The sequence below is a fragment of the Clostridiales bacterium genome (assembly GCA_030016385.1).
Lineage (GTDB): Bacteria > Bacillota > Clostridia > Clostridiales > Oxobacteraceae > JASEJN01.
This window is the reverse complement of record JASEJN010000042.1, coordinates 1-19918: the sequence shown is the minus strand read 5'-3', so window position 1 is coordinate 19918 and position 19918 is coordinate 1. Positions and strand designations below refer to the sequence as shown.

Genomic DNA, 19918 nt, shown 5'->3' with positions numbered 1-19918 from the left:
AAATAGTTGCTTAATATAGTATTTTCATGTGGCAATAAAAATATTACAATATAATTTGGAGAGCATATGAATGCACCATGTATAAAAATTTGATTGAAGAGGTGGAATTATGGAATATATTTGCCCTGTAGGTTTAAATGAAAGTAAGGATAAGCTGGTACTGCTGGATCAGACACTGCTGCCGGGTGAAGAGCGCTATATTGAAATAGAAAAGATAGAAGATGTATGGGACGCCATTAAAAAACTTAAAGTAAGAGGCGCACCTGCGATAGGAATTGCGGCTGCAATGGGCCTTTATATTTCTGTGAAGGATGTCAAAAACAAAACATTTGATGAATTCTACGATATTTTAAATAAAAAATGCGATTATCTTTCATCATCGCGTCCAACTGCCGTGAACTTGTCATGGGCCCTTGGCAGGATGAAAAAAAGAACCCTTTTGGAAAAAGGCAAGGGGATAGATGAAATCAAAAGGGCGTTATTGGATGAAGCCGAAAAAATAAGAAACGAGGATGAAGATGTGTGCAGGAGGATAGGTGAATACGGGCTTACGCTTTTAAAGCCGGGCATGGGCATTTTAACCCATTGCAATGCCGGAAGCCTTGCAACATCGAAATACGGGACTGCGCTTTCACCTATTTATATCGGGTACGAAAGGGGATATGATTTTAAAGTTTTTGCGGATGAAACCAGGCCGCTCCTCCAAGGCTCAAGGCTTACGGTGTGGGAGCTTATGCGCTCAAATGTAGATGTGACGCTGATATGCGATGATATGGCTTCGACGGTTATGCACCAGGGGAAAATAAATGCGGTGCTGGTAGGCTGCGACAGGATAGCATCAAACGGAGATACCGCAAACAAAATAGGCACGTCAGGAGTTGCCATACTTGCAAAGGAATACAACATACCGTTTTATGTTTGCGCTCCCACACCGTCTATAGACATCTCGATCGAAACGGGCGATGATATAATAATCGAACAGCGGCCGGCCAATGAAATAATAAACGGATTCGGAAAACCTACCGCCCCTTTGAATGCAAAAGTGTATAACCCATGCTTCGATGTGACAAAAGCAAAATATATAACTGCGATAATCACCGAAAATGGTATTATCTATCCGCCTTACACCAGGGAAAGGTTATCAAAGTAAAAATACGGGCGGCAGTTGCCTAAAAGTGTGGCTGCTCAAAAAAATTATGACAAGTTTCATCGACACCCCTTATTTTTTTATAAAATATTTCGACAAATTATTATATTGCGGAATTATTTAAAAAAAGCAATAGATAAAAAAGCGAGGTTTTATAAAATACTAAAGTAAGCGGGTGGATTGGTGTTATGAAAATGTGGTTTAAGTCTGGAAAGATAAGGGGAAAGCTTAATAAAGGAAAGGATGATGCGTCAACTTCTAAAAGTATAGGCCAGGCGGTGGATGTACGGTACTATTTTAAAAAGTTAAAAAAGGGTATAAAGGATTTGAGGTTTAAAAACAGCATACTGGGGAAGCTGACATTATCCTTCGGTGCTATTTTGATAGTCACATTGCTGCTGGTTGGAATAATTACTTCATTGATCAACAAAAACGATGTGAGAAGCCAGTTTATATCATCGAGCAGGAGCATCCTCAGCCAGAATAAAAATTATGTAGATTTTATTGCAAGCACCGTGGATGTTTATTCCATGCAGGTTTTTTCGAATACGGATATAAGCGATAAACTGTCGCAAAAATATACCAGCGAATATGATTTGTACAACGCAAAAACTAATGTAGCTAGGTCGTTAGGCAATATAACAAGTGCATGCTTTTATATGAAAAGCATAAGGGTAATAAATCCTGACGGGATATCGATAGGGCAGCCGGACGTAGGGAGTGCCGATCAGATTGCCGATGTTAAAAATAAAGATTACTATAAAGATGCGGTAAAGTTAAACGGCGCAGGTTTGTGGCTTCCCCCACATGCCGACGATATGAGCGTCAGCCAGAGCGGCGATACTGTAATAAGCTATGTAAGATATCTCAAAAACATGAGCACCAATCAGGCTCTCGGCATATTGACGCTTAATATCAATCCATCGGTAATATGCGATGCGATCAACAATGAAAAAATAGGCAACAACGGTTACATGTTCATCGTGGACAAGGACGGATATGTAGTAGCCCATCCGAATGCGAGCCTGATGGGTAAAAATATAAAAAGCAGCCCGGGCGTAGGAAAGGCGCTGTCAGGCCAAAATGGGGATTATACATATACCGAAAAGAATAAAAAGATGTTTGCGGTATATACGACATCCAAAAAAACGGATTGGAGATATATTGCGGTTGTTCCGGAGAAGGAACTTACCCTTTCTGCGGACAAGCTTGTAAGCGTGATCTTTATAATAAGCATACTCTGTCTGATACTTGCGATTATAGTATGCGCGATAATCACGCTGATAATCTCGTCGCCTCTAAAGGACGTTACGAATTCCCTTGCAAAGGTCGAAAATGGTGACATAAGCGTAAGCGTAAACAGCCATTCAAGGGATGAGTTCGGTGCGCTTTCAAAAAGCTTTAACAACATGACCGCAAATTTAAGGGTATTGATCAAAAGAGTCAAGGACAGCGTAAAAGAGACGAATGAAGCGGCAAAAACCGTAGGGCAGAGCAGCGAACAGCTTGCATCGGCATCTTCCGAGGTGTCAAAGGCCGTCGAGGAAATCGCATCAGGTACGGGCGATCAGGCCAAGGAGGCCTCCAAAGCCATGGAAACGGCCGAAAACTTCGGCAATGATGTGGAATCGATAGTAAAGTTTTCAGATGAAGTAAACGAAGCATCTAATGAAGCCTCTGCAAGGGTAAGCACAGGGACAAAATCGATACAGGAACTGAAGGAGAAGTCAAGGAGCAGCGTAGGCATAATCCAGAAGATATCAGGCTCTATATCAGCCTTGACACAGAATACCGGAGAAATAGAGGAGATATTGAAGGCCATAAGAAGGATAGCCGACAGGACCAATCTGCTCTCGCTGAATGCCGCTATAGAAGCTGCCAGGGCGGGCGAAGCCGGAAAGGGTTTTGCCGTTGTGGCGGAAGAGGTAAGAAAGCTTGCCGATGAATCAAAAAAAGCGGCAAACGATATACGGCTCATAATAAAGAACGTAAACAACAGAACGAAGGATTCCGTCGATACTGCAAAAATCATAATGGATATAATGGAACAGCAGGTTGTCCTTATAGACAATACGATGGACGCGTTCAACAATATAAAAGGTTCGATGGATTCCGTCGGAGGGAAGGTCGAAAAGCTGAATGCCGCACTGGATAATTTAGGCAAAGGCAAAGATGAAATAGTAAAAACCATTGAGGAGATCGCATCGATTTCTGAGGAAACCGCCGCATCTACTGAGGAAATCAGCGCGTCGGTGGAGGAGCAGGCAGCATCCGCCCAAGAGATGAACTCCATGGCAACGGAACTCGACGGGATATCCCAAACACTGATGAACATTACAAACAACTTCAAAATATAAAAAAACCGGGTGCTTTAAACTTAGGTTTACATGCGCCCTTTTTATTTTGCAACCGGTTTTAACAGATAAACTTCAATTCGTAATTTGAAATCAGGCATAAATAACATAAACTCATATTGCGAATCGAAGAACAGATGAAGAAGTCAGTCCACGATTATTTTCATAAAATGGGCCCTGTGCGCCGCAGGCTTTATATAATATATATTTGCCGCATTATACGTATGCTGGGTTATGAGGGGGGCGTTTTGGCCCGAGACGTCTTTTATAAATCCCGTGATTATCGCAGAGTGATATATGTTTCCCCTGGCATTTTCATACTGGATTATGTCGCCTGATTGGAGCGAATTTACATCCGATATTTCAATACCTTTAAGGCCTTTTATATTTTTCTTTCCACGGATTTTAAGGCACCAGTATAAGGAGTTTGCCACAGCCCATGAAAGCGACCATTTATCATCCGATACATTAATTGAGCCGTTGCTTCTGTACCACCAGGGATAGTCAGGCATGTAATCGAACGGGGCGCCACCGGCAGCCAGGCACTGGGATATAAAGTTCGTGCAATCGCCGCCTCCATCTCCGTATGAAGCGAAATGCAGGTAGGCGGGATTAGGCACATAAGCGTATGCAAGGGCATATCTTACAGCCATGTCCCTATCATATAAATTTTTTCCATTATTCATAAAAAAGACTCCTGAATCTTAAATTCGTAATTTGAAGCTTGGCAAACGGGGCATCCGCTAAACGTAAATATTGCAAACCTGAATTACTGAATATTGTTTATCCTTATATAACATTATATGTTAAAATATGGTATAATAAGATAAAAATATTGAGTGGGGTGATTAAATGAAGCTTGAAGGCAAAGTTGTTGTCGCACAGGGAGGAGGTCCGACCGCCGTAATAAACCAATCGCTGGTCGGAGTAGTGCTGGAGTCCAGAAAGTTTCCACAGGTCACAAAGGTTTACGGAGCTGTAAATGGTGTCGCAGGTATGATAAATGAAGACTTTCTGGATCTTACGCAGGAGACCACGCATAACCTGGAGCAGGTGGCGGTTACTCCATCGTCGGCATTATTTTCAACGAGGGATAAGCCGGATAAAAAGTACTGCCAGGAGATATTCAAGGTTTTAAAAGCCCATGACGTAAGGTACTTTTTTTACATAGGAGGGAACGATTCGGCAGATACATTGAGGATAGTAAACGAAGAGGCGGAGCAGTCAGATTATGAATTCAGGGCGATACATATCCCAAAGACCATCGATAATGACATAGTCATGAACGACCATACTCCGGGATATGGTTCGGCGGCAAGGTTTGTGGCGAATTCATTCATAGGCATCAACCTCGATAACAGGGCTCTTCCGGGAGTGCATGTGGGAGTTGTGATGGGAAGGAATTCCGGATTTTTGACGGCGGCGGCTTCCATCGCCCAGAAATATCCCGACGACGGGCCGCATTTAATATATCTTCCTGAAAAGCCCTTTGACGTTGACAAATATGTCGAAGATGTCAAAGAGGTTTACAACAAATACGGAAGGTGCCTTATTGCCGTTTCGGAAGGGATAAAGGATAAAGACGGAGTGCCCATAGTCACAAAGCTGATGCAGAAAAATGAAGTGGACGCCCATGGGAACGTACAGCTTTCCGGAAACGGGCTTCTCGGGGATCTGCTTGCAGATTATGTAAAGAAAAAACTCAACATACATAGAGTAAGATCGGATACGTTCGGTTACCTTCAAAGATCATTTTTCGGGTGCGTATCTGATGTGGACCAGCATGAGGCAAGGGAAGTCGGCGAAAAGTCCGCGCAATTTGCCATCTGGCATAACATAGACGGTTCAATTACAATAAAAAGGACCGGTTATTATTCGGTGGATTACAGCCTCGTACCTATGCCTGAAGTGGCGGGGAAGACGAAGGTTATGCCCGATGAATTCATAAATGCCGATGGAAACAACGTTACGGAACAATTCAAGCATTATGTGATGCCTCTTTTAGGTTCCGATATGCAGCAGGCCCACAGGCTGAGGGCGCCAAAGGTTGAAAAAATACTTCACAAATAGATCCATGCCCTATCGAATTGAAGAAAACAAGCATATATTGAAGTGCCATTGAGTATTTGGATTCAAATACTCAATGGCACTTTTGCAGCAAGCCGCATTTTTTTAAAGCGGGTACCCAGTCGTCATAGAGCTTGCCGTTCTCCTGCTTTAATATTTTAAGAAACTTGTCAAGCACCTTTAATTTTTTAAGCCCTTTTGAAAGATGCCTGGGGAATGGTATGTTCCTGCTGAAAGAGGATTTCGGGTCGATAACAAGTATGGATTCGTCATCCTGAATATACAAGTCCCTGCATCTTATATCGATCCTTGTAAATTTCAAATTTATAAACTCCTCCAAAAGGTGTATGAGATTTAAAGCCAATTTTTTACTCAATCCCTTTTTCTTTATATAATCCTTTGCACATTCTCCCCCTACGAAGTCCCTTATGATGTAATTGCCCCCGCAGGAATAAACCTTAGGGAAATATTTATTTCCGTTTACTGCTTTCAATATGTCATATTCTTTGACGCAGTGCTTTTTATCCTTGAAGATTTTTATCGCCTTCCCGTCGGGTAGGAGATAAACGATGCCGTTATGGCCTTCGCCAAGCATTTTGCATTCCCTTAAATCGAAATCGAAGTCGTCATAGATATCCCTATAGGATCTTACAGGTGACAGCACATTATGCACCTTATCTTAAAATAATCTCCATTTATTATATTAACGATATTCAAGTTTCGTTAAAGAAATTGTTATAATATTTTTATTACATGTCAATAATTTCCATATAACAACACGAATATTTATAAAAAATCCTTGAAAAAAGTCGGAAATGAAAATAACCGAAGCTGAATCTGGAAATTTTTCTGTATTTGTGCTATTATAATTTAGTAGTGTTTTACTAAAAAATATGCTATTATGTGTAATATTTACGCAATTTATACAAAAGCTTTTATATTTATAATAGGAGGGGAAACAATGAATGACAGTACTATCGTAAAAGCGGAAACTTCTTACGAAGCGGCACTGAATGAAGAAAACAGAACATACCTGTTCTTCAAGCGTTTATTTGATTTATTCTGCTCATTTTTTGCTTTGATTATTTTATCTCCACTATTTATTATAGTAGCCGTCTTAATAAAAATCGATTCGAAGGGTCCTGTATTTTTTAAACAGGCAAGATGCGGTAAAGGCGGAAAATTGTTTAAAATGCTGAAATTCCGCTCCATGGTATGCAACGCAGAGGATCTTCTCGATGGTTTGAAAGATAAGAATGAACAGGACGGGCCTGTTTTTAAAATCAGGGATGACCCGAGGATAACGAGAATAGGAAAGTTTATAAGGAAAACAAGCATAGATGAACTTCCACAGCTTATCAATATATTAAAGGGCGATATGAGCATTGTAGGGCCCAGGCCGCCTCTTCCTTCTGAGGTCAAGCAGTACACTGATTATCAGATGCTGAGGCTGTCCGTAAAACCGGGGCTTACATGTTACTGGCAGGTGATGGGCAGAAACAACATAAACTTTGACAGATGGGTCCGGCTTGATATTAAATACATACATGAAAGAAGTTTCTTAGTTGATCTGAAGCTTATATTTAAGACATTCAAAGTATTCTTAGGGGACGAAAACGCATCATAAGGAAGTGTTAACAATATGTATCATGCAGTTATCATGGCGGGCGGAAGAGGAGAGAGATTCTGGCCGGAGAGCACGGTTAGCTGTCCAAAGCAATTCTTAAAACTTGTTGGAAATCAGACAATGATACAATCGACAGTAAGAAGGATAAACAGGCTTATTCCTGCTGAAAACATATATATAGTCACCAATTCGATCTATAAAGACCTGGTCAAGGAGCAGTTGCCAAAGCTTAAACAGGAAAATATAATAATAGAGCCGGCGGCGAGAAATACCGCAGCATGCATAGCCCTTGCCTGTGCTTTTATAAGGCACAAGGACAGCGATGCAGTCATGGCGGTACTCCCATCCGATCATTTAGTAAAGGAAGAAAAAAGGTTTATTAATATTATAGATATGGCGTTTAGAAAGGCAAAATCGGGGAACATCCTCATAGCGCTCGGCATTAAACCGAATTATCCTGAAACAGGGTATGGATATATAAAATGCGGTCCGATAAATAAGGATTTATTTTGCAGGGCGGAAAAGTTTGTTGAAAAGCCGGATGCGGATACTGCCGCTAAATATATGGATGCAGGCAATTATTTATGGAACAGCGGCATGTTCGTATGGAAGGCCGATTCCATAATGAAAAGTTTTAAAAAATATATGCCAGGGCTTTATGACAGCGTGATAAATATAGAGAAATCCATTGGACGAAAAAATCGAAACAGGGTCATAAAAGAAGAATATATGAAGCTCGAGAATATATCTATCGATTACGGTATAATGGAAAAAGCCGACAATATATTTGTCCTTCCATGTGATTTTGGATGGGATGATGTAGGAAGCTGGACATCCCTTGAAAGATTAAATCCTCAGGATGAAGAGGGAAATATCATAGAGGGAAATGTGTTTGGAATTGATACAAAAAAATGCATCGTAAAAGCCGACAAAAAGTTGATAGCAACCGTAGGCATCGAGGATCTGATTGTAATAGATACAAAGGATGCTATCCTGATTTGCAGAAAAGACAGGGCACAGGATATAAAGAAACTTATTAATGAAATGAAAGAAAACAGCATGGATTTATATTTATAATATTCGGAGGCTTATATGAAAGGCATAATACTGGCAGGAGGGACAGGCTCAAGGCTTTTCCCGCTTACGAAAGTTACGAACAAACATCTTTTACCAGTTGGAAAGTATCCCATGATAGACCATGTGATATGCAAATTAAAATGTGCAAATATAGATGAGATCATGGTAATAACGGGTAAAGAGCACATGGGAGCCGTTGTCAACCTTTTGGGAAGCGGTTATGATTACGGAGTCCAATTTACATATAGAATACAGGACCAACCAGGTGGAATAGCTCAGGCCCTTGGCCTGTGCGAAAGATTTGTAGACGGCGACAGATGCGTGGTAATACTGGGAGATAATATATTCTATGATGATATTTGCCCCTTTGTATCGAAATTTGAAAAGCAGGAAAAGGGCGCAAAGATACTCATACAAAAAGTCCCTGATCCTGAAAGATACGGTGTTGCAGAGATTGAAGGGGACAGGATAATAAGCATCGAAGAAAAGCCTGAGAGGCCCAAAAGCAATTATTGCGTTACGGGCATATACATGTACGACAGCAGAGTATTCGACGTAATAAAAACTCTCAAGCCTTCAGGAAGAGGGGAACTTGAAATAACCGATGTCAACAACTGGTACATAAAGGATAAATCGCTGACCTATGACATACTTAAAAACTGGTGGACCGATGCCGGAACATTTTCATCCCTTGCAAAGGCAAACGAGCTTGCAAGAGACTTAAACCTTGACTATATACTTTCAAAAGACTATAAAAATGACGATTTAAAAGGAACTTACGCTCAAAAGAGCATAAAGGGGAGAATACATTGAAAATATTAGTTACCGGAGCGAAAGGCCAGCTTGGAAGCCAGATAATAAATATCATAAAAGGCGGCAAATCCGAAATAGGCCCTATAAGCGCATCATATAAGGATTCTGAAATAAAAGGCATAGATATAGATGATTTGGATATTACCGATATAGATAAAGTAATAAAGTTTATGGAAGATTATAAAGCCGATATAATAATCAATTCGGCTGCATTTACGAATGTCGATCTTTGCGAGTCAAAAGAAGATGAAGCATTCAAAGCCAATGCGATAGGCGCAAGAAACATGGCAATAGCAGCCCAGAATACAGGTGCAAAACTGATTCACATCTCGACGGATTATGTTTTTGACGGAAATGGAGATAAGCCTTACAGAGAATTTGATGTGCCCAATCCCGTATCCGTATATGGGAAGACAAAGCTTTTAGGCGAAGAATATGTAAAGGAATTTTGCAGCAGATACTTTATAGTCAGGACTGCATGGCTTTATGGCTATAACGGGAGAAACTTTGTAAAAACCATAATTAAGGCTGCAAATGAAAAAGGGCATCTTGACGTTGTGGACGACCAGAGGGGTTGTCCCACAAATGCGGAGGATCTGTCCCATCATATATTGAAAATAGCCCTGACAGATGAATACGGCATATACCATTGCACCGGAAACGGGGAATGCACATGGTATGATTTTGCCAAAAAGATCGTTGAATATGCAAATATACCGTGCACTGTAAGCCCGATTAAATCGGATAAACTCCAAAGAGCCGCAAAAAGGCCCACTTATTCGGTGCTTGATAATATGATGCTTAGGCTTACTGTCGGCGACCAAATGAGACAATGGGAAGATGCTTTAAGGGAATACATATGCAAATGCATGGATGGAGGCAAGAGATGAAAACGTATCTGGTAACCGGAGGAGCCGGATTTATAGGCTCAAATTTCATACACTATATGTTTAAAAAGCATAAGAGTATAAAAATAGTAAATTTGGACAAACTGACATATGCCGGGAATCTTGAGAACTTAAAGGATATAGAGGATAATCCATACTACAAATTTGTACAGGCCGATATATGCGATAAGCAGGCTGTCGAAAAAATATTTGCAGAAGATGAAATAGATTATGTGGTTAATTTTGCCGCCGAGTCCCATGTGGACAGAAGTATAAAGGTACCTGAAATATTTGCAAAAACAAATATACTGGGAACGGTTAACCTTTTAAATATTGCAAAGAAAAATTGGGAAACAGAAAATGGTTTTAAAGAAGGGAAGAGATACCTTCAGGTATCTACGGACGAAGTATATGGAAGCCTTGGAAAGATGGGTTATTTTACTGAGACTACCCCACTTGATTCCCACAGCCCATACTCGTCTAGCAAAGCCGGGGCCGATTTGATGGTAAAGGCATATTACGATACATATAAAATGCCTGTTAACATAACGAGGTGCTCAAATAATTATGGGCCATACCAATTTCCTGAAAAGCTTATACCCCTTATGATAAATAATTGCCTGATTAAAAAAGCTCTGCCGGTATATGGCGATGGCATGAACATAAGGGACTGGCTGTACGTTGAAGACCACTGCAAAGCGATAGATATGGTCTTAAGAAGCGGTAAAACAGGTGAAATTTACAATATAGGTGGCCACAATGAGAGGACCAACATGCATATTGTAAAAACAATTATAGGATATATAAACAAAAATGTAGATAGTACAGTCGATGAGGGGCTTATAAAGCATGTAAAGGACAGAAAGGGCCACGACAGAAGATATGGGATCGACCCGACAAAGATAAAAAATGAGATCGGCTGGTATCCTGAAACCGCTTTTGAAGACGGGATAGCGAAAACAATAAGATGGTACATAGATAATATGGATTGGATGAAAAACGTTACATCAGGAGAATACCAGAATTATTATAAAAAAATGTATGAAGAAAGATAGGGAGATACAATGGGAAAGTTTGAGTTTATGAAACTTGATATAGATGGACTTTATGTAATACAGCCTAGGGTTTTTGGAGACAGCAGGGGCTATTTTATGGAAACATATAATTATAACGAATTCAAAGAGGCAGGCCTTGGTATGATATTTGTACAGGACAACCAGTCAAAATCAAGAAAAGGAGTGCTCCGGGGCCTTCACTTTCAAAAACAGCATCCTCAAGGGAAACTTGTAAGGGTGATATCAGGTGAAGTATTTGATGTGGCAGTCGATATAAGAAAGGGTTCAAGAACATTTGGCAAATGGCAGGGAGTAATATTATCCGCTGAAAATAAGAAACAATTTTATATATCCGAAGGGTTCGCTCATGGCTTTTTAGTCCTTTCGGATGAAGCAGAGTTCGTATATAAATGCACGGATTTTTACCATCCCGAAGATGAAGGCGGAATCATATGGAATGATCCTGATATAGGGATAAAGTGGCCGCTTGAAAATATTGACAATGTAATTTTGTCGGAGAAAGATACTATTTCAGGTGGATTACAAGAAATTTAGATAAATAACTTTTTAAATATATAAAGTATGTGAGGTAATTAGATGAAAATTGCAATTGTACATGACTGGCTGACAGATATGGGGGGGGCTGAACGGATAATCATTAATTTTAAAGAGATTTATCCGAGTGCTCCAATATATACATCAATTTATAATCCCGATAAGCTTGATGATACATTGAAAAATATCAATGTTAAAACTTCGTTTTTACAGGATAGAAAGGGCGCTAGGGAAAACCACCAAAAATATTTTCCACTTATGCCTATGGCATTTGAAAGCTTTGACTTAAATAAGTATGATGTAATTCTTAGCAGTAGTACTTCATGTGCAAAGGGTGTAATAACTAAACCTGAAACGATGCATGTTTGTTATTGTAATACACCAATGAGATATGCATGGGAATTTTATTATCAATATGCACAAAATGTTAGTGGATTAAAGAAAATCTTCCTTAAATATTTTATGAATTACATGCGTATTTGGGACAATGTTTCATCTTATAGAGTTGATTATTTTATTGCAAATTCAGAAAATGTTGCAAAAAGGATATGGAAACATTATAGAAGGGAAAGCGTGGTAATACATCCACCTGTGAGATGTAATCTATTCACTTTAGATAATATTGATGAGGATTATTTCTTAGTTGTCTCAAGGCTGGTTCCTTATAAAAGAATTGATTTAGCTGTTCAGGCATTTAATGAGATGAAACTTCCTCTTGTTATTATAGGAGAAGGTTCAGAAAGAAAGAAATTGGAATACATGGCAAATGATAATATAAAGTTTTTGGGAAGGAAGCCAGATGATATTATAAAAAAATACTATTCAAGATGCAGAGCTTTTATATTCCCAGGAGAAGAGGACTTCGGAATTACACCTCTTGAAGCTCAAGCCAGCGGCAGACCTGTTATCGCTTATGGTAAAGGAGGAGCGCTTGAGACTGTAATAGAAGGAGAAACAGGGGTATTCTTCCGTGAGCAGACAGTTGAATCATTAAAAGCTGCTGTGGAAATTTTTTTGGAGAGTAGTTTTGAAAAAGATTTGATCAGAAAACATGCTGAAGCTTTTGACGAAGAAATTTTCAAAAGTAAAATAAAAGATTATATAGATGAATGCTATAAAGATTTCAAAACACAAAAAAAGTGGAAAATACTATAGAAAATGGAGGAAGTAAAAATGAAGCATGCATTAATAACTGGAATTACAGGACAGGATGGTTCTTATCTGGCGGAGTTGCTTCTTGAAAAGGGTTATAAAGTTTATGGACTTGTTAGAAGGAAGAGCACTTTAAATTATGGAAATGTTGAACATCTTAAAAGAGCTATTGAATTTATTTATGGAGATATGACAGATATTGTTTCACTGATGAATGCGATAAAAATATCACAGCCTGATGAAGTATATAATTTGGCAGCTCAATCTTTTGTAGCCACTTCTTGGGAACAGCCATTAACAACAGCAGAAATTGATGCAACCGGAGTCTTGAATATACTGGAAGCGATCAAGAATGTAAAACCAGATACAAAATTTTATCAAGCGTCTACAAGTGAAATGTTTGGAAAAGTAGTAGAGACCCCTCAGTCTGAAAAAACTCCTTTCTATCCAAGAAGTCCATATGCGGTAGCAAAACTTTATGCACACTGGATTACTAAAAACTACAGGGAAAGTTATAAGCTATTTACAAGCTGCGGAATATTGTTTAACCATGAGTCAGAACGTAGGGGAAAAGAATTTGTGACGAGAAAAATAACTGATGCAGTTGCGAGAATAAAATATGGACTACAGGAATATGTAGAGCTTGGCAATCTGGATTCAAAACGTGATTGGGGACATTCTAAGGATTATGTAAGGGCTATGTGGCTTATGCTTCAGCAGGATACTCCAGACGACTATGTAGTTGCAAGTGGAGAAACTCATAAGGTAAGGGAGTTTGTGGAATTAGCCTTTAAATATAGTGGGATTAATATCGAATGGGATGGAACCGGACTTGATGAAAGAGGAATTGATAAAAAAACAGGCAAGACAGTAATAAAAGTCAACCCAAAGTTTTATAGGCCTGCCGAAGTTCAGCTTTTACTTGGGAATCCGGAAAAAGCAAAAAAGAAACTTGGTTGGGAAAGAAAGATTGGATTTGAGGAATTAGTTGAGAGAATGACTGAGTCGGATTTAAAAAATATAAGAAGAGAAATCGACCAGAATAATTATTTAAAAGAAGCAGCAGCTTCATTATAGTTAGAGGGTTTGTTATGAATATTTTAATAACTGGTGTTAATGGTTTCGTTGGGAAAAATATCGTTAAGGCTTTATCTTCTCATTATAAAAGTAATGAAGCTAAATTATATGGTACTTATTTTGGAATAGACAACTTCAAGATGGATTCATATGATATAAACCTCATGCCTATGGATATAACTGATAGTAGTAGGGTTTATGATATAGTTGAATCGATAGTTCCAGATTATGTTTTCCATCTTGCGGCACAGAGTTCTGCTGGACTTTCATGGAAAGCCCCACAATTAACATTTAATATAAATGTCAATGGAACTATTAACCTCTTAGATGCCATAAAAAATGTAAACAATAAATGCAGAGTCTTGGTTATAGGTACGTCTGATGAATATGGCAGTGTAAAAAATAATCCGGTGGCTGAAGATGACCCTGTGGAACCGGAAAATCCATATGCTATTTCAAAAATGTGTCAGGAGAAGGTATGCCAGCTTTATGTTAAAGCGTATGGTATGAATATTGTCATGACCCGTTCATTCAGCCACATAGGTCCAATGCAGGAGCCTAACTTTGTTATTGCCGACTGGGCAAAACAAATATCGGAAATTGAAAAGGGTATAAGGGAACCGGTAATAAGTGTTGGAAATATTAATATTAAAAGAGAATTTGCAGATGTAAGGGATGTTATAAAAGCATACTTGCTATTGATAGAAAAAGGCGTTCCGGGTGAAGTTTATAATGTAGGCAGCGGCAGACTTTATAGTTTGGAGGATATCTTAAAAAGGCTGCTGTCTTTTTCAAATAAAGATATACAAATACAGGTTGACCAGCAAAAAATAAGGCCCGTAGAAAGTAAACCTGCGCAGTGTAATTATGATAAGCTATTTAACTTATGCGGTTGGAAACCCGAATTTAGCATTGATGAAAGCTTAAAAGAAATTATAGAATACTGGAGAAATGTATAGCATGACTGTTTATTTTAATGCGCTTCAAACATCATTGAGTGGCGGTATTGGTAGATACAGCTATGAATTATCTAAGACAATATATAAACTAAACAAAATAGATTTTAAAATTGTCATAAGAGAAGAAGACAAAGAATTATTTAAATTTGCAAAAGCAGAAGATTTATATATTGTACATGGTATAAAAAACAGCAAGGATAGAAATTATTATGAGCAATTTGTGCTGCCGCGGAAAATATATAAAATTGATAGAAATGCAATAATTCATTATCCTGATTCCATGGCTCCTTTGTTTGCAAAAAATAAAATTGTACTAACATTACATGACATGGCATTCTTAGCCAGGCCAAATGATTTTACCTTAAAGACTAGGCTTTGGAAAAAATATGTTACCAAGGTTTCCGTAAGGAAAGCTCGAAAGATAATTTGTATAACAGAATTCACAAAAAAAGAGTTTGGCAAGTATTTTCCTAAATATACCCATAAATCTGTTCGTATTTATAATGGTTTTAATGATTTTTCTAAAGAAAATATTAATTATGAAATAATAAGTGATTACATTAAAAATATTGTAAATAGAAAATATCTATTAACTGTAAGTACAATTTCACCAAGAAAGAATATTGATGGGCTGATAAAAGCTTTTAATCTGATAAAGGATAAAGTACCATATGATTTGATTATTGCAGGGAAAAAAGGCTGGCTTTATGAAGATGTTTTTAAATTGGTTGATGATTTAGATTTAAATGATAGGATAATCTTTACGGGACAGATAAATGATGATGAATTAAAATATCTATATAAAAATGCAAGTTTATTTGTTTATCCTTCATTTTATGAAGGCTTTGGTTTGCCTCCTCTTGAAGCAATGTCATATGGGATACCTTGTATTGTTTCTAATGCTGCTTCAATTCCAGAAGTTGTGGGTGACGCGGCACTTTTAACTGATCCTTATTCAAAAGAGGATTTATCAACTAATATTTTAAAATTGATTAAAAATAGAAATATAAGATGTGCTCTAATAAAAAAAGGTTATGAAAGTGTTAAGATGTTTTCGTGGGAGAAATGTGCCGAAGATACTATAAGAGTTTATACAAATTTGAAAGGCTGAATTAATGAGGTGAGATATAATTGGAAATATATGTTTTAGGATATTTTCTAATTCCATTAGGAATTGTACTGCTATTTTTAAAACCTGATATGCTTTTTTATCTGACAGTTTTTTTTGCACCATTCACGGCTTCAGCTTTGCTATCTGTTTCGAAGATTATAACAGGGCTACAACCTGTTTACTATTTTGCAGTATTATGGGTTCTGTCTGTAATAATACGCAACACATGCAAATTGAAAAACATAAAACAGTTTTATAAACATCAACTAAGTAATAATAAAAGGAAATTTATTAATTTAACCTTATTATTTTGGCTGGCCTCCTTAATAAGCTTTTTAACACCAATTATATTTAAAAATAAAGTAATCAACTTTGCAGGCAATATGTCCTTAAAATTGTATGTTAGTAAGGGAAGCGTAACCCAATTCTTTTACCTGACACTTATATTGCTATTCACTGATTTATCAGTAGTTTTTATAAATAATAAAGAAAGATTGTATAGTACCATAAAAACTTTTATGTATAGTCTACTTTTTACTGCAATATGGGGAATATTTCAATTCATTAGTTTCTATTTTAGAATTCCCTATCCATATTATATATTCAATAATAATAAAGGGTATGCACAGCTATGGTATCAAATAATTTATAATATACATCGGGTTAATTCAGTTGCTACTGAACCATCAACTTACTCATTTTTCCTTTTAATGATGATCCCATTCGTACTTATATTTTGGATTTATGATTTAGACATATTTAAAAAGACTTATTTAACGATATTGCTAATATTTACATTGATGGTCACTTTTTTAACAACGAGTACAACTTCTTATATAGGATTAATATTAATACTGCTTTTAATATTAATATTAAACATATATTTTAATTTTAACAAACAAATGAATTTAAATAAAAAATCAAATAGAGGATTTGTAAATATTATTATATTGATTATTTCAATAATATTAATCGTATCTTTTATAATAGTTTTAGCTACTCATATGCTCAATATAAAACTGATTCATATTATTGGCACTCTAAAATTTGTAAGTATAAACAAATTGAATACAAAATCGGGGATTGATAGGAGAAAAGGATTTGTTAATGCAATTGAGGTGTTTTTCCACAGCCCAATTATTGGAGTTGGTTGGGGTAGAATAAGGAGTTTTGATTTAATATCTACTCTCCTGGCTAATACTGGTATATTAGGTGCTTTATCATTTGTGGCAGTTGTATTTTACTCTTTGAAGTCTATTTTAAAAACAATTAATATAAAAGATAACAGTCTGTCTGTTATTAGTTTAAGTATTGGGATATCCATAATAATGGGTTTATTTTCATTTGCTGTAGCTATTCCAGATATATTTTATTATTATTTCTGGATTGTGATAGGAATGGCAATCTCTTTGAATGATATAAAAAATTAAAAATACTTGGAGGGAATATGAATATTGGCATTGATGCACGTTCTTTAATTGAATATAAGACTGGTATTGGTTATTATCTCAATGACCTATTAATTAATTTGCTTAAAATAGATAACTTTAATAATTATTATTTATTTTCTGATAGAAAAATTGTTTTTGACAAAAAAGAATTTAATAATGTGTATTTGATAGTTGATAATAAGCACAAGATTATAAAAAAGACGCTATGGTATATGCTGGATATGTCTAAATTAGTACAAAAGTATCATGTAGATATATTTTGGGGGACTCAACATGTATTGCCATTCGGCCTAAAGAAAATTCCGAAGTTGTTGACTATCCATGATTTGGTTTGTTATGAAATGCCGGAGACAATGTCTTTTTATAATAAATTGATAAATAAATTGTTTATTCCCTTTTCAGTTAGGCGTGCTGATATTATTGCTTCTGTTTCACTCTCCACTAGATCCGGGATAAAAAAATATTTTGGAAGCGTTATTGATTTGAACAAAGTCAAAGTGATTTATTTGGGAAGTAACATAAGTAGCGTGAGCGAGAATAAGGAGAATGAGTTTTTTGAAAACCATTTAAATATAATTCCAGCAAAATATATATTATTTATAGGTACGATAGAGCCAAGAAAGAATGTTCAATTATTATTAAAAGCATATGAAAATATAAGAAAGAGTAAAGATTTAAAACTGGTTTTATGTGGCAAAGTAGGCTGGAAATCAGATAATATAATGCAAGCGATGAAAAATCATATATATAGTAGTGATATAATTTATTTAAACTATGTTACAAATGAAGAAAAGTATATTCTGATGAAGAATTGCTTTGTATTTGTTTTTCCATCCCTTTATGAGGGATTTGGGCTTCCGGTAATTGAAGCTATGAAGGCAAATGCAGTTACATTGATTTCAAGATCTTCATCGCTAAATGAATTGGTTGATATGGATGAGCTGAAATTTGATACAAATGATGCTGATGAATTGGCTGCGAAGATACTTCATCTATGCAATAATCCACAAGAATATGACAGACTTAGGTCATATTGTTCTAATAGGGGAAAGGATTTTAACTGGGAAAATGCAGCTATGGAATATTTAAAAATATTTGATTGTTTAAATGGACTGTATAAACAGTCATAGGAGAGCAAAAATGTCAGCAACAACCGCTAAGGTATTTATAATATTAGTCAATTATAAGAAGTACAATGATACGATAGAGTGTATCAGGAGCTTGAAAAAAATAAGGTATAATAATTTTGAAATAATTGTAATTGATAATTGCTCTGGCAATGGTTCTGTAGACGAAATAAAAGCAAATTATCCGGATATAAAATTGTTTTCAACATCTAAAAATTTAGGCTTTGCTGGAGCTAATAATTTGGGTATAAAGTATGCTTTAGAGCACAATGCTGATTATATTTTGCTTTTAAATAATGATACTGTAGTTGACGAGATGTTCCTCTATTATATGGTGGAGTCATTTAATAAATATCCAGATGCAGGTATTGTAGGGAATAAGATATTATATTATGAAAGTAAGGACTTGTTATGGTTTGCCGGGGGTAGGATTAACTGGTTAAAGTTCAGAGTAGACCATTATGGAAATAAGGAAAGGGATAAAGAAATATTCAATCATGAGAAAGAAATGGATTTTATCTCAGGATGTTGTATGCTTATTAAGGCAGAAGTTTTTAATAAGATAGGATTGATAGATGAAAATTATTTTATGTATTATGAAGATGTTGATTTATGCATTCGGGCAGCAGATGCAGGATATAAATTAATATATAACCCTAAGTCATTTATTTATCATAAAGTAGGCTTATCAAGTGGGGGAGAGGATTCACCATTTGTTATAAAGTGGAATACGAGGAATAAGCTAATATTTATGCATAAATATAAATATAAAGTTTCTAAAATGAGTTATTGTATTTCAATTATTTGTTTAAATCTTTCTGATATTAAAAAGTGCTTACCATATATCCTGAGAAATAACAAAGACAAGTTTAAAGCATTACTATCAGGTAAAAAACTTGGACGAGATTATATAAAGAGGAATATGATTAAAAGGAGAAACGAGAAGTGAAACAGATTATATTAATGGGAGCTTCCCTTAACTCAGGAAACAGAGGAGTTAATGCTCTTACAAGGGGTACTATAAATGCTTTAATAGACGCAAATGAAGATTGTAGTATAACCATTATTTCATATACAGTAAAACGGAAAATAGAAAATGTAATAGATTATCATAATAAAATTCTAAAGGTCAATGAAATTCCCAGTAACCTAAAAGGTGGATTAAGTTTTTACATAAAAACAAAATTTTCTATTGATACTTGTTTTTTAAACAGAGATGTATATAAACTTTTAGAAAATGCGGATATAGTTTTGGATATAAGCGAAGGGGATAGCTTTAGTGACATATATGGATATAAAAGATTTTTTTTACATTCTTTCTTAAAGTTAGGCACTATTAAACTTGGCAAAAAGTTAATTTTATTACCCCAGACTATGGGACCATATAATAATAAATTTGTTAAATTAATCTATTGTGCTACCTGACAAATTACTGGTAAAAGGAATATTATACCAATAT

Annotated in this window: 19 protein-coding genes; 17 read left to right on the top strand and 2 right to left on the bottom strand. The window is 36.3% G+C overall.

What is annotated here, in order from left to right:
• Nucleotides 1-109 precede the first annotated feature (109 nt).
• Together mtnA and QME45_10320 are read left to right on the top strand one after the other, a co-directional pair.
• Entirely contained in the window at nt 110-1150 is a 1041-nt protein-coding gene (gene mtnA / locus QME45_10325) for an S-methyl-5-thioribose-1-phosphate isomerase (GenBank protein ID MDI6619051.1), read from the top strand.
• Between the two features lie 185 nt (nt 1151-1335).
• Complete coding sequence (locus QME45_10320) at nt 1336-3504, top strand: methyl-accepting chemotaxis protein (GenBank protein ID MDI6619050.1); 2169 nt, start codon at nt 1336-1338, stop codon at nt 3502-3504.
• A 143-nt stretch (nt 3505-3647) separates the two neighbouring features.
• Here the strand turns inward: QME45_10320 and QME45_10315 are convergent, their stop codons facing one another.
• Nucleotides 3648-4187, bottom strand: coding sequence for an amidase domain-containing protein (locus tag QME45_10315; GenBank protein ID MDI6619049.1), 540 nt, complete (start codon nt 4185-4187; stop codon nt 3648-3650).
• Between the two features lie 166 nt (nt 4188-4353).
• Between QME45_10315 and QME45_10310 the strand changes: the two genes are divergently transcribed.
• The gene (locus QME45_10310; protein MDI6619048.1) at nt 4354-5571 is read left to right on the top strand and encodes a 6-phosphofructokinase; all 1218 of its coding nucleotides are present in this window, start codon (nt 4354-4356) and stop codon (nt 5569-5571) included.
• Between the two features lie 70 nt (nt 5572-5641).
• Here QME45_10310 and QME45_10305 read toward each other — a convergent pair whose 3' ends face one another.
• A complete protein-coding gene (locus QME45_10305; GenBank protein ID MDI6619047.1) occupies nt 5642-6163 on the bottom strand; it encodes a protein kinase in 522 nt (173 codons plus the stop codon).
• A 366-nt stretch (nt 6164-6529) separates the two neighbouring features.
• On the opposite strand from QME45_10305, the gene QME45_10300 reads away from it, so the two are divergent.
• The 14 genes from QME45_10300 to QME45_10235 are packed head-to-tail and all read left to right on the top strand — an operon-like array spanning nt 6530 to nt 19884.
• Complete coding sequence (locus QME45_10300) at nt 6530-7195, top strand: sugar transferase (GenBank protein ID MDI6619046.1); 666 nt, start codon at nt 6530-6532, stop codon at nt 7193-7195.
• A 15-nt stretch (nt 7196-7210) separates the two neighbouring features.
• Nucleotides 7211-8272 carry a mannose-1-phosphate guanylyltransferase gene (locus tag QME45_10295; GenBank protein ID MDI6619045.1) on the top strand — a complete coding sequence of 354 codons (1062 nt, stop codon included), beginning with the start codon at nt 7211-7213 and terminating at the stop codon, nt 8270-8272.
• Between the two features lie 15 nt (nt 8273-8287).
• On the top strand, nt 8288-9085 hold the full coding sequence (locus tag QME45_10290; protein ID MDI6619044.1) for a sugar phosphate nucleotidyltransferase: 798 nt from the start codon (nt 8288-8290) through the stop codon (nt 9083-9085).
• Nucleotides 9082-9975 (top strand): dTDP-4-dehydrorhamnose reductase, encoded by an 894-nt coding sequence (gene rfbD / locus QME45_10285; protein MDI6619043.1) that lies wholly within the window; start codon nt 9082-9084, stop codon nt 9973-9975. The genes QME45_10290 and rfbD overlap by 4 nt, the downstream gene beginning before the upstream one ends.
• Entirely contained in the window at nt 9972-11027 is a 1056-nt protein-coding gene (gene rfbB / locus QME45_10280) for a dTDP-glucose 4,6-dehydratase (GenBank protein ID MDI6619042.1), read from the top strand. The genes rfbD and rfbB overlap by 4 nt, the downstream gene beginning before the upstream one ends.
• A 9-nt stretch (nt 11028-11036) precedes the next feature.
• Nucleotides 11037-11582, top strand: a complete 546-nt coding sequence (gene rfbC / locus QME45_10275; GenBank protein MDI6619041.1) for a dTDP-4-dehydrorhamnose 3,5-epimerase — start codon at nt 11037-11039, stop codon at nt 11580-11582.
• A gap of 42 nt (nt 11583-11624) precedes the next feature.
• Nucleotides 11625-12737, top strand: coding sequence for a glycosyltransferase family 4 protein (locus tag QME45_10270; protein MDI6619040.1), 1113 nt, complete (start codon nt 11625-11627; stop codon nt 12735-12737).
• A gap of 18 nt (nt 12738-12755) precedes the next feature.
• Nucleotides 12756-13811 (top strand): GDP-mannose 4,6-dehydratase, encoded by a 1056-nt coding sequence (gene gmd / locus QME45_10265; GenBank protein MDI6619039.1) that lies wholly within the window; start codon nt 12756-12758, stop codon nt 13809-13811.
• Between the two features lie 14 nt (nt 13812-13825).
• Nucleotides 13826-14770, top strand: a complete 945-nt coding sequence (locus QME45_10260) for a GDP-mannose 4,6-dehydratase (protein ID MDI6619038.1) — start codon at nt 13826-13828, stop codon at nt 14768-14770.
• A 1-nt stretch (nt 14771) separates the two neighbouring features.
• Nucleotides 14772-15881, top strand: a complete 1110-nt coding sequence (locus QME45_10255; GenBank protein ID MDI6619037.1) for a glycosyltransferase family 1 protein — start codon at nt 14772-14774, stop codon at nt 15879-15881.
• A 20-nt stretch (nt 15882-15901) separates the two neighbouring features.
• The gene (locus QME45_10250; GenBank protein ID MDI6619036.1) at nt 15902-17311 is read left to right on the top strand and encodes a hypothetical protein; all 1410 of its coding nucleotides are present in this window, start codon (nt 15902-15904) and stop codon (nt 17309-17311) included.
• Between the two features lie 17 nt (nt 17312-17328).
• Nucleotides 17329-18462 carry a glycosyltransferase family 1 protein gene (locus QME45_10245; protein ID MDI6619035.1) on the top strand — a complete coding sequence of 378 codons (1134 nt, stop codon included), beginning with the start codon at nt 17329-17331 and terminating at the stop codon, nt 18460-18462.
• 10 nt (nt 18463-18472) lie between these two features.
• Nucleotides 18473-19408 carry a glycosyltransferase family 2 protein gene (locus QME45_10240; protein MDI6619034.1) on the top strand — a complete coding sequence of 312 codons (936 nt, stop codon included), beginning with the start codon at nt 18473-18475 and terminating at the stop codon, nt 19406-19408.
• Nucleotides 19405-19884 carry a polysaccharide pyruvyl transferase family protein gene (locus QME45_10235; protein ID MDI6619033.1) on the top strand — a complete coding sequence of 160 codons (480 nt, stop codon included), beginning with the start codon at nt 19405-19407 and terminating at the stop codon, nt 19882-19884. Before QME45_10240 ends, QME45_10235 begins: the two co-directional genes overlap by 4 nt.
• The last annotated feature ends 34 nt before the right edge of the window (nt 19885-19918 follow it).

Bases quoted from the DNA above. Each gene is read 5' to 3' on its own strand.
- mtnA (MDI6619051.1), top strand. From the start codon at position 110: ATGGAATATATTTGCCCTGTAGGTTTAAATGAAAGTAAGGATAAGCTG.
- QME45_10320 (MDI6619050.1), top strand. From the start codon at position 1,336: ATGAAAATGTGGTTTAAGTCTGGAAAGATAAGGGGAAAGCTTAATAAA.
- QME45_10315 (MDI6619049.1), bottom strand. From the start codon at position 4,187: ATGAATAATGGAAAAAATTTATATGATAGGGACATGGCTGTAAGATAT.
- QME45_10310 (MDI6619048.1), top strand. From the start codon at position 4,354: ATGAAGCTTGAAGGCAAAGTTGTTGTCGCACAGGGAGGAGGTCCGACC.
- QME45_10305 (MDI6619047.1), bottom strand. From the start codon at position 6,163: ATGCTTGGCGAAGGCCATAACGGCATCGTTTATCTCCTACCCGACGGG.
- QME45_10300 (MDI6619046.1), top strand. From the start codon at position 6,530: ATGAATGACAGTACTATCGTAAAAGCGGAAACTTCTTACGAAGCGGCA.
- QME45_10295 (MDI6619045.1), top strand. From the start codon at position 7,211: ATGTATCATGCAGTTATCATGGCGGGCGGAAGAGGAGAGAGATTCTGG.
- QME45_10290 (MDI6619044.1), top strand. From the start codon at position 8,288: ATGAAAGGCATAATACTGGCAGGAGGGACAGGCTCAAGGCTTTTCCCG.
- rfbB (MDI6619042.1), top strand. From the start codon at position 9,972: ATGAAAACGTATCTGGTAACCGGAGGAGCCGGATTTATAGGCTCAAAT.
- rfbC (MDI6619041.1), top strand. From the start codon at position 11,037: ATGGGAAAGTTTGAGTTTATGAAACTTGATATAGATGGACTTTATGTA.
- QME45_10270 (MDI6619040.1), top strand. From the start codon at position 11,625: ATGAAAATTGCAATTGTACATGACTGGCTGACAGATATGGGGGGGGCT.
- gmd (MDI6619039.1), top strand. From the start codon at position 12,756: ATGAAGCATGCATTAATAACTGGAATTACAGGACAGGATGGTTCTTAT.
- QME45_10260 (MDI6619038.1), top strand. From the start codon at position 13,826: ATGAATATTTTAATAACTGGTGTTAATGGTTTCGTTGGGAAAAATATC.
- QME45_10255 (MDI6619037.1), top strand. From the start codon at position 14,772: ATGACTGTTTATTTTAATGCGCTTCAAACATCATTGAGTGGCGGTATT.
- QME45_10245 (MDI6619035.1), top strand. From the start codon at position 17,329: ATGAATATTGGCATTGATGCACGTTCTTTAATTGAATATAAGACTGGT.
- QME45_10240 (MDI6619034.1), top strand. From the start codon at position 18,473: ATGTCAGCAACAACCGCTAAGGTATTTATAATATTAGTCAATTATAAG.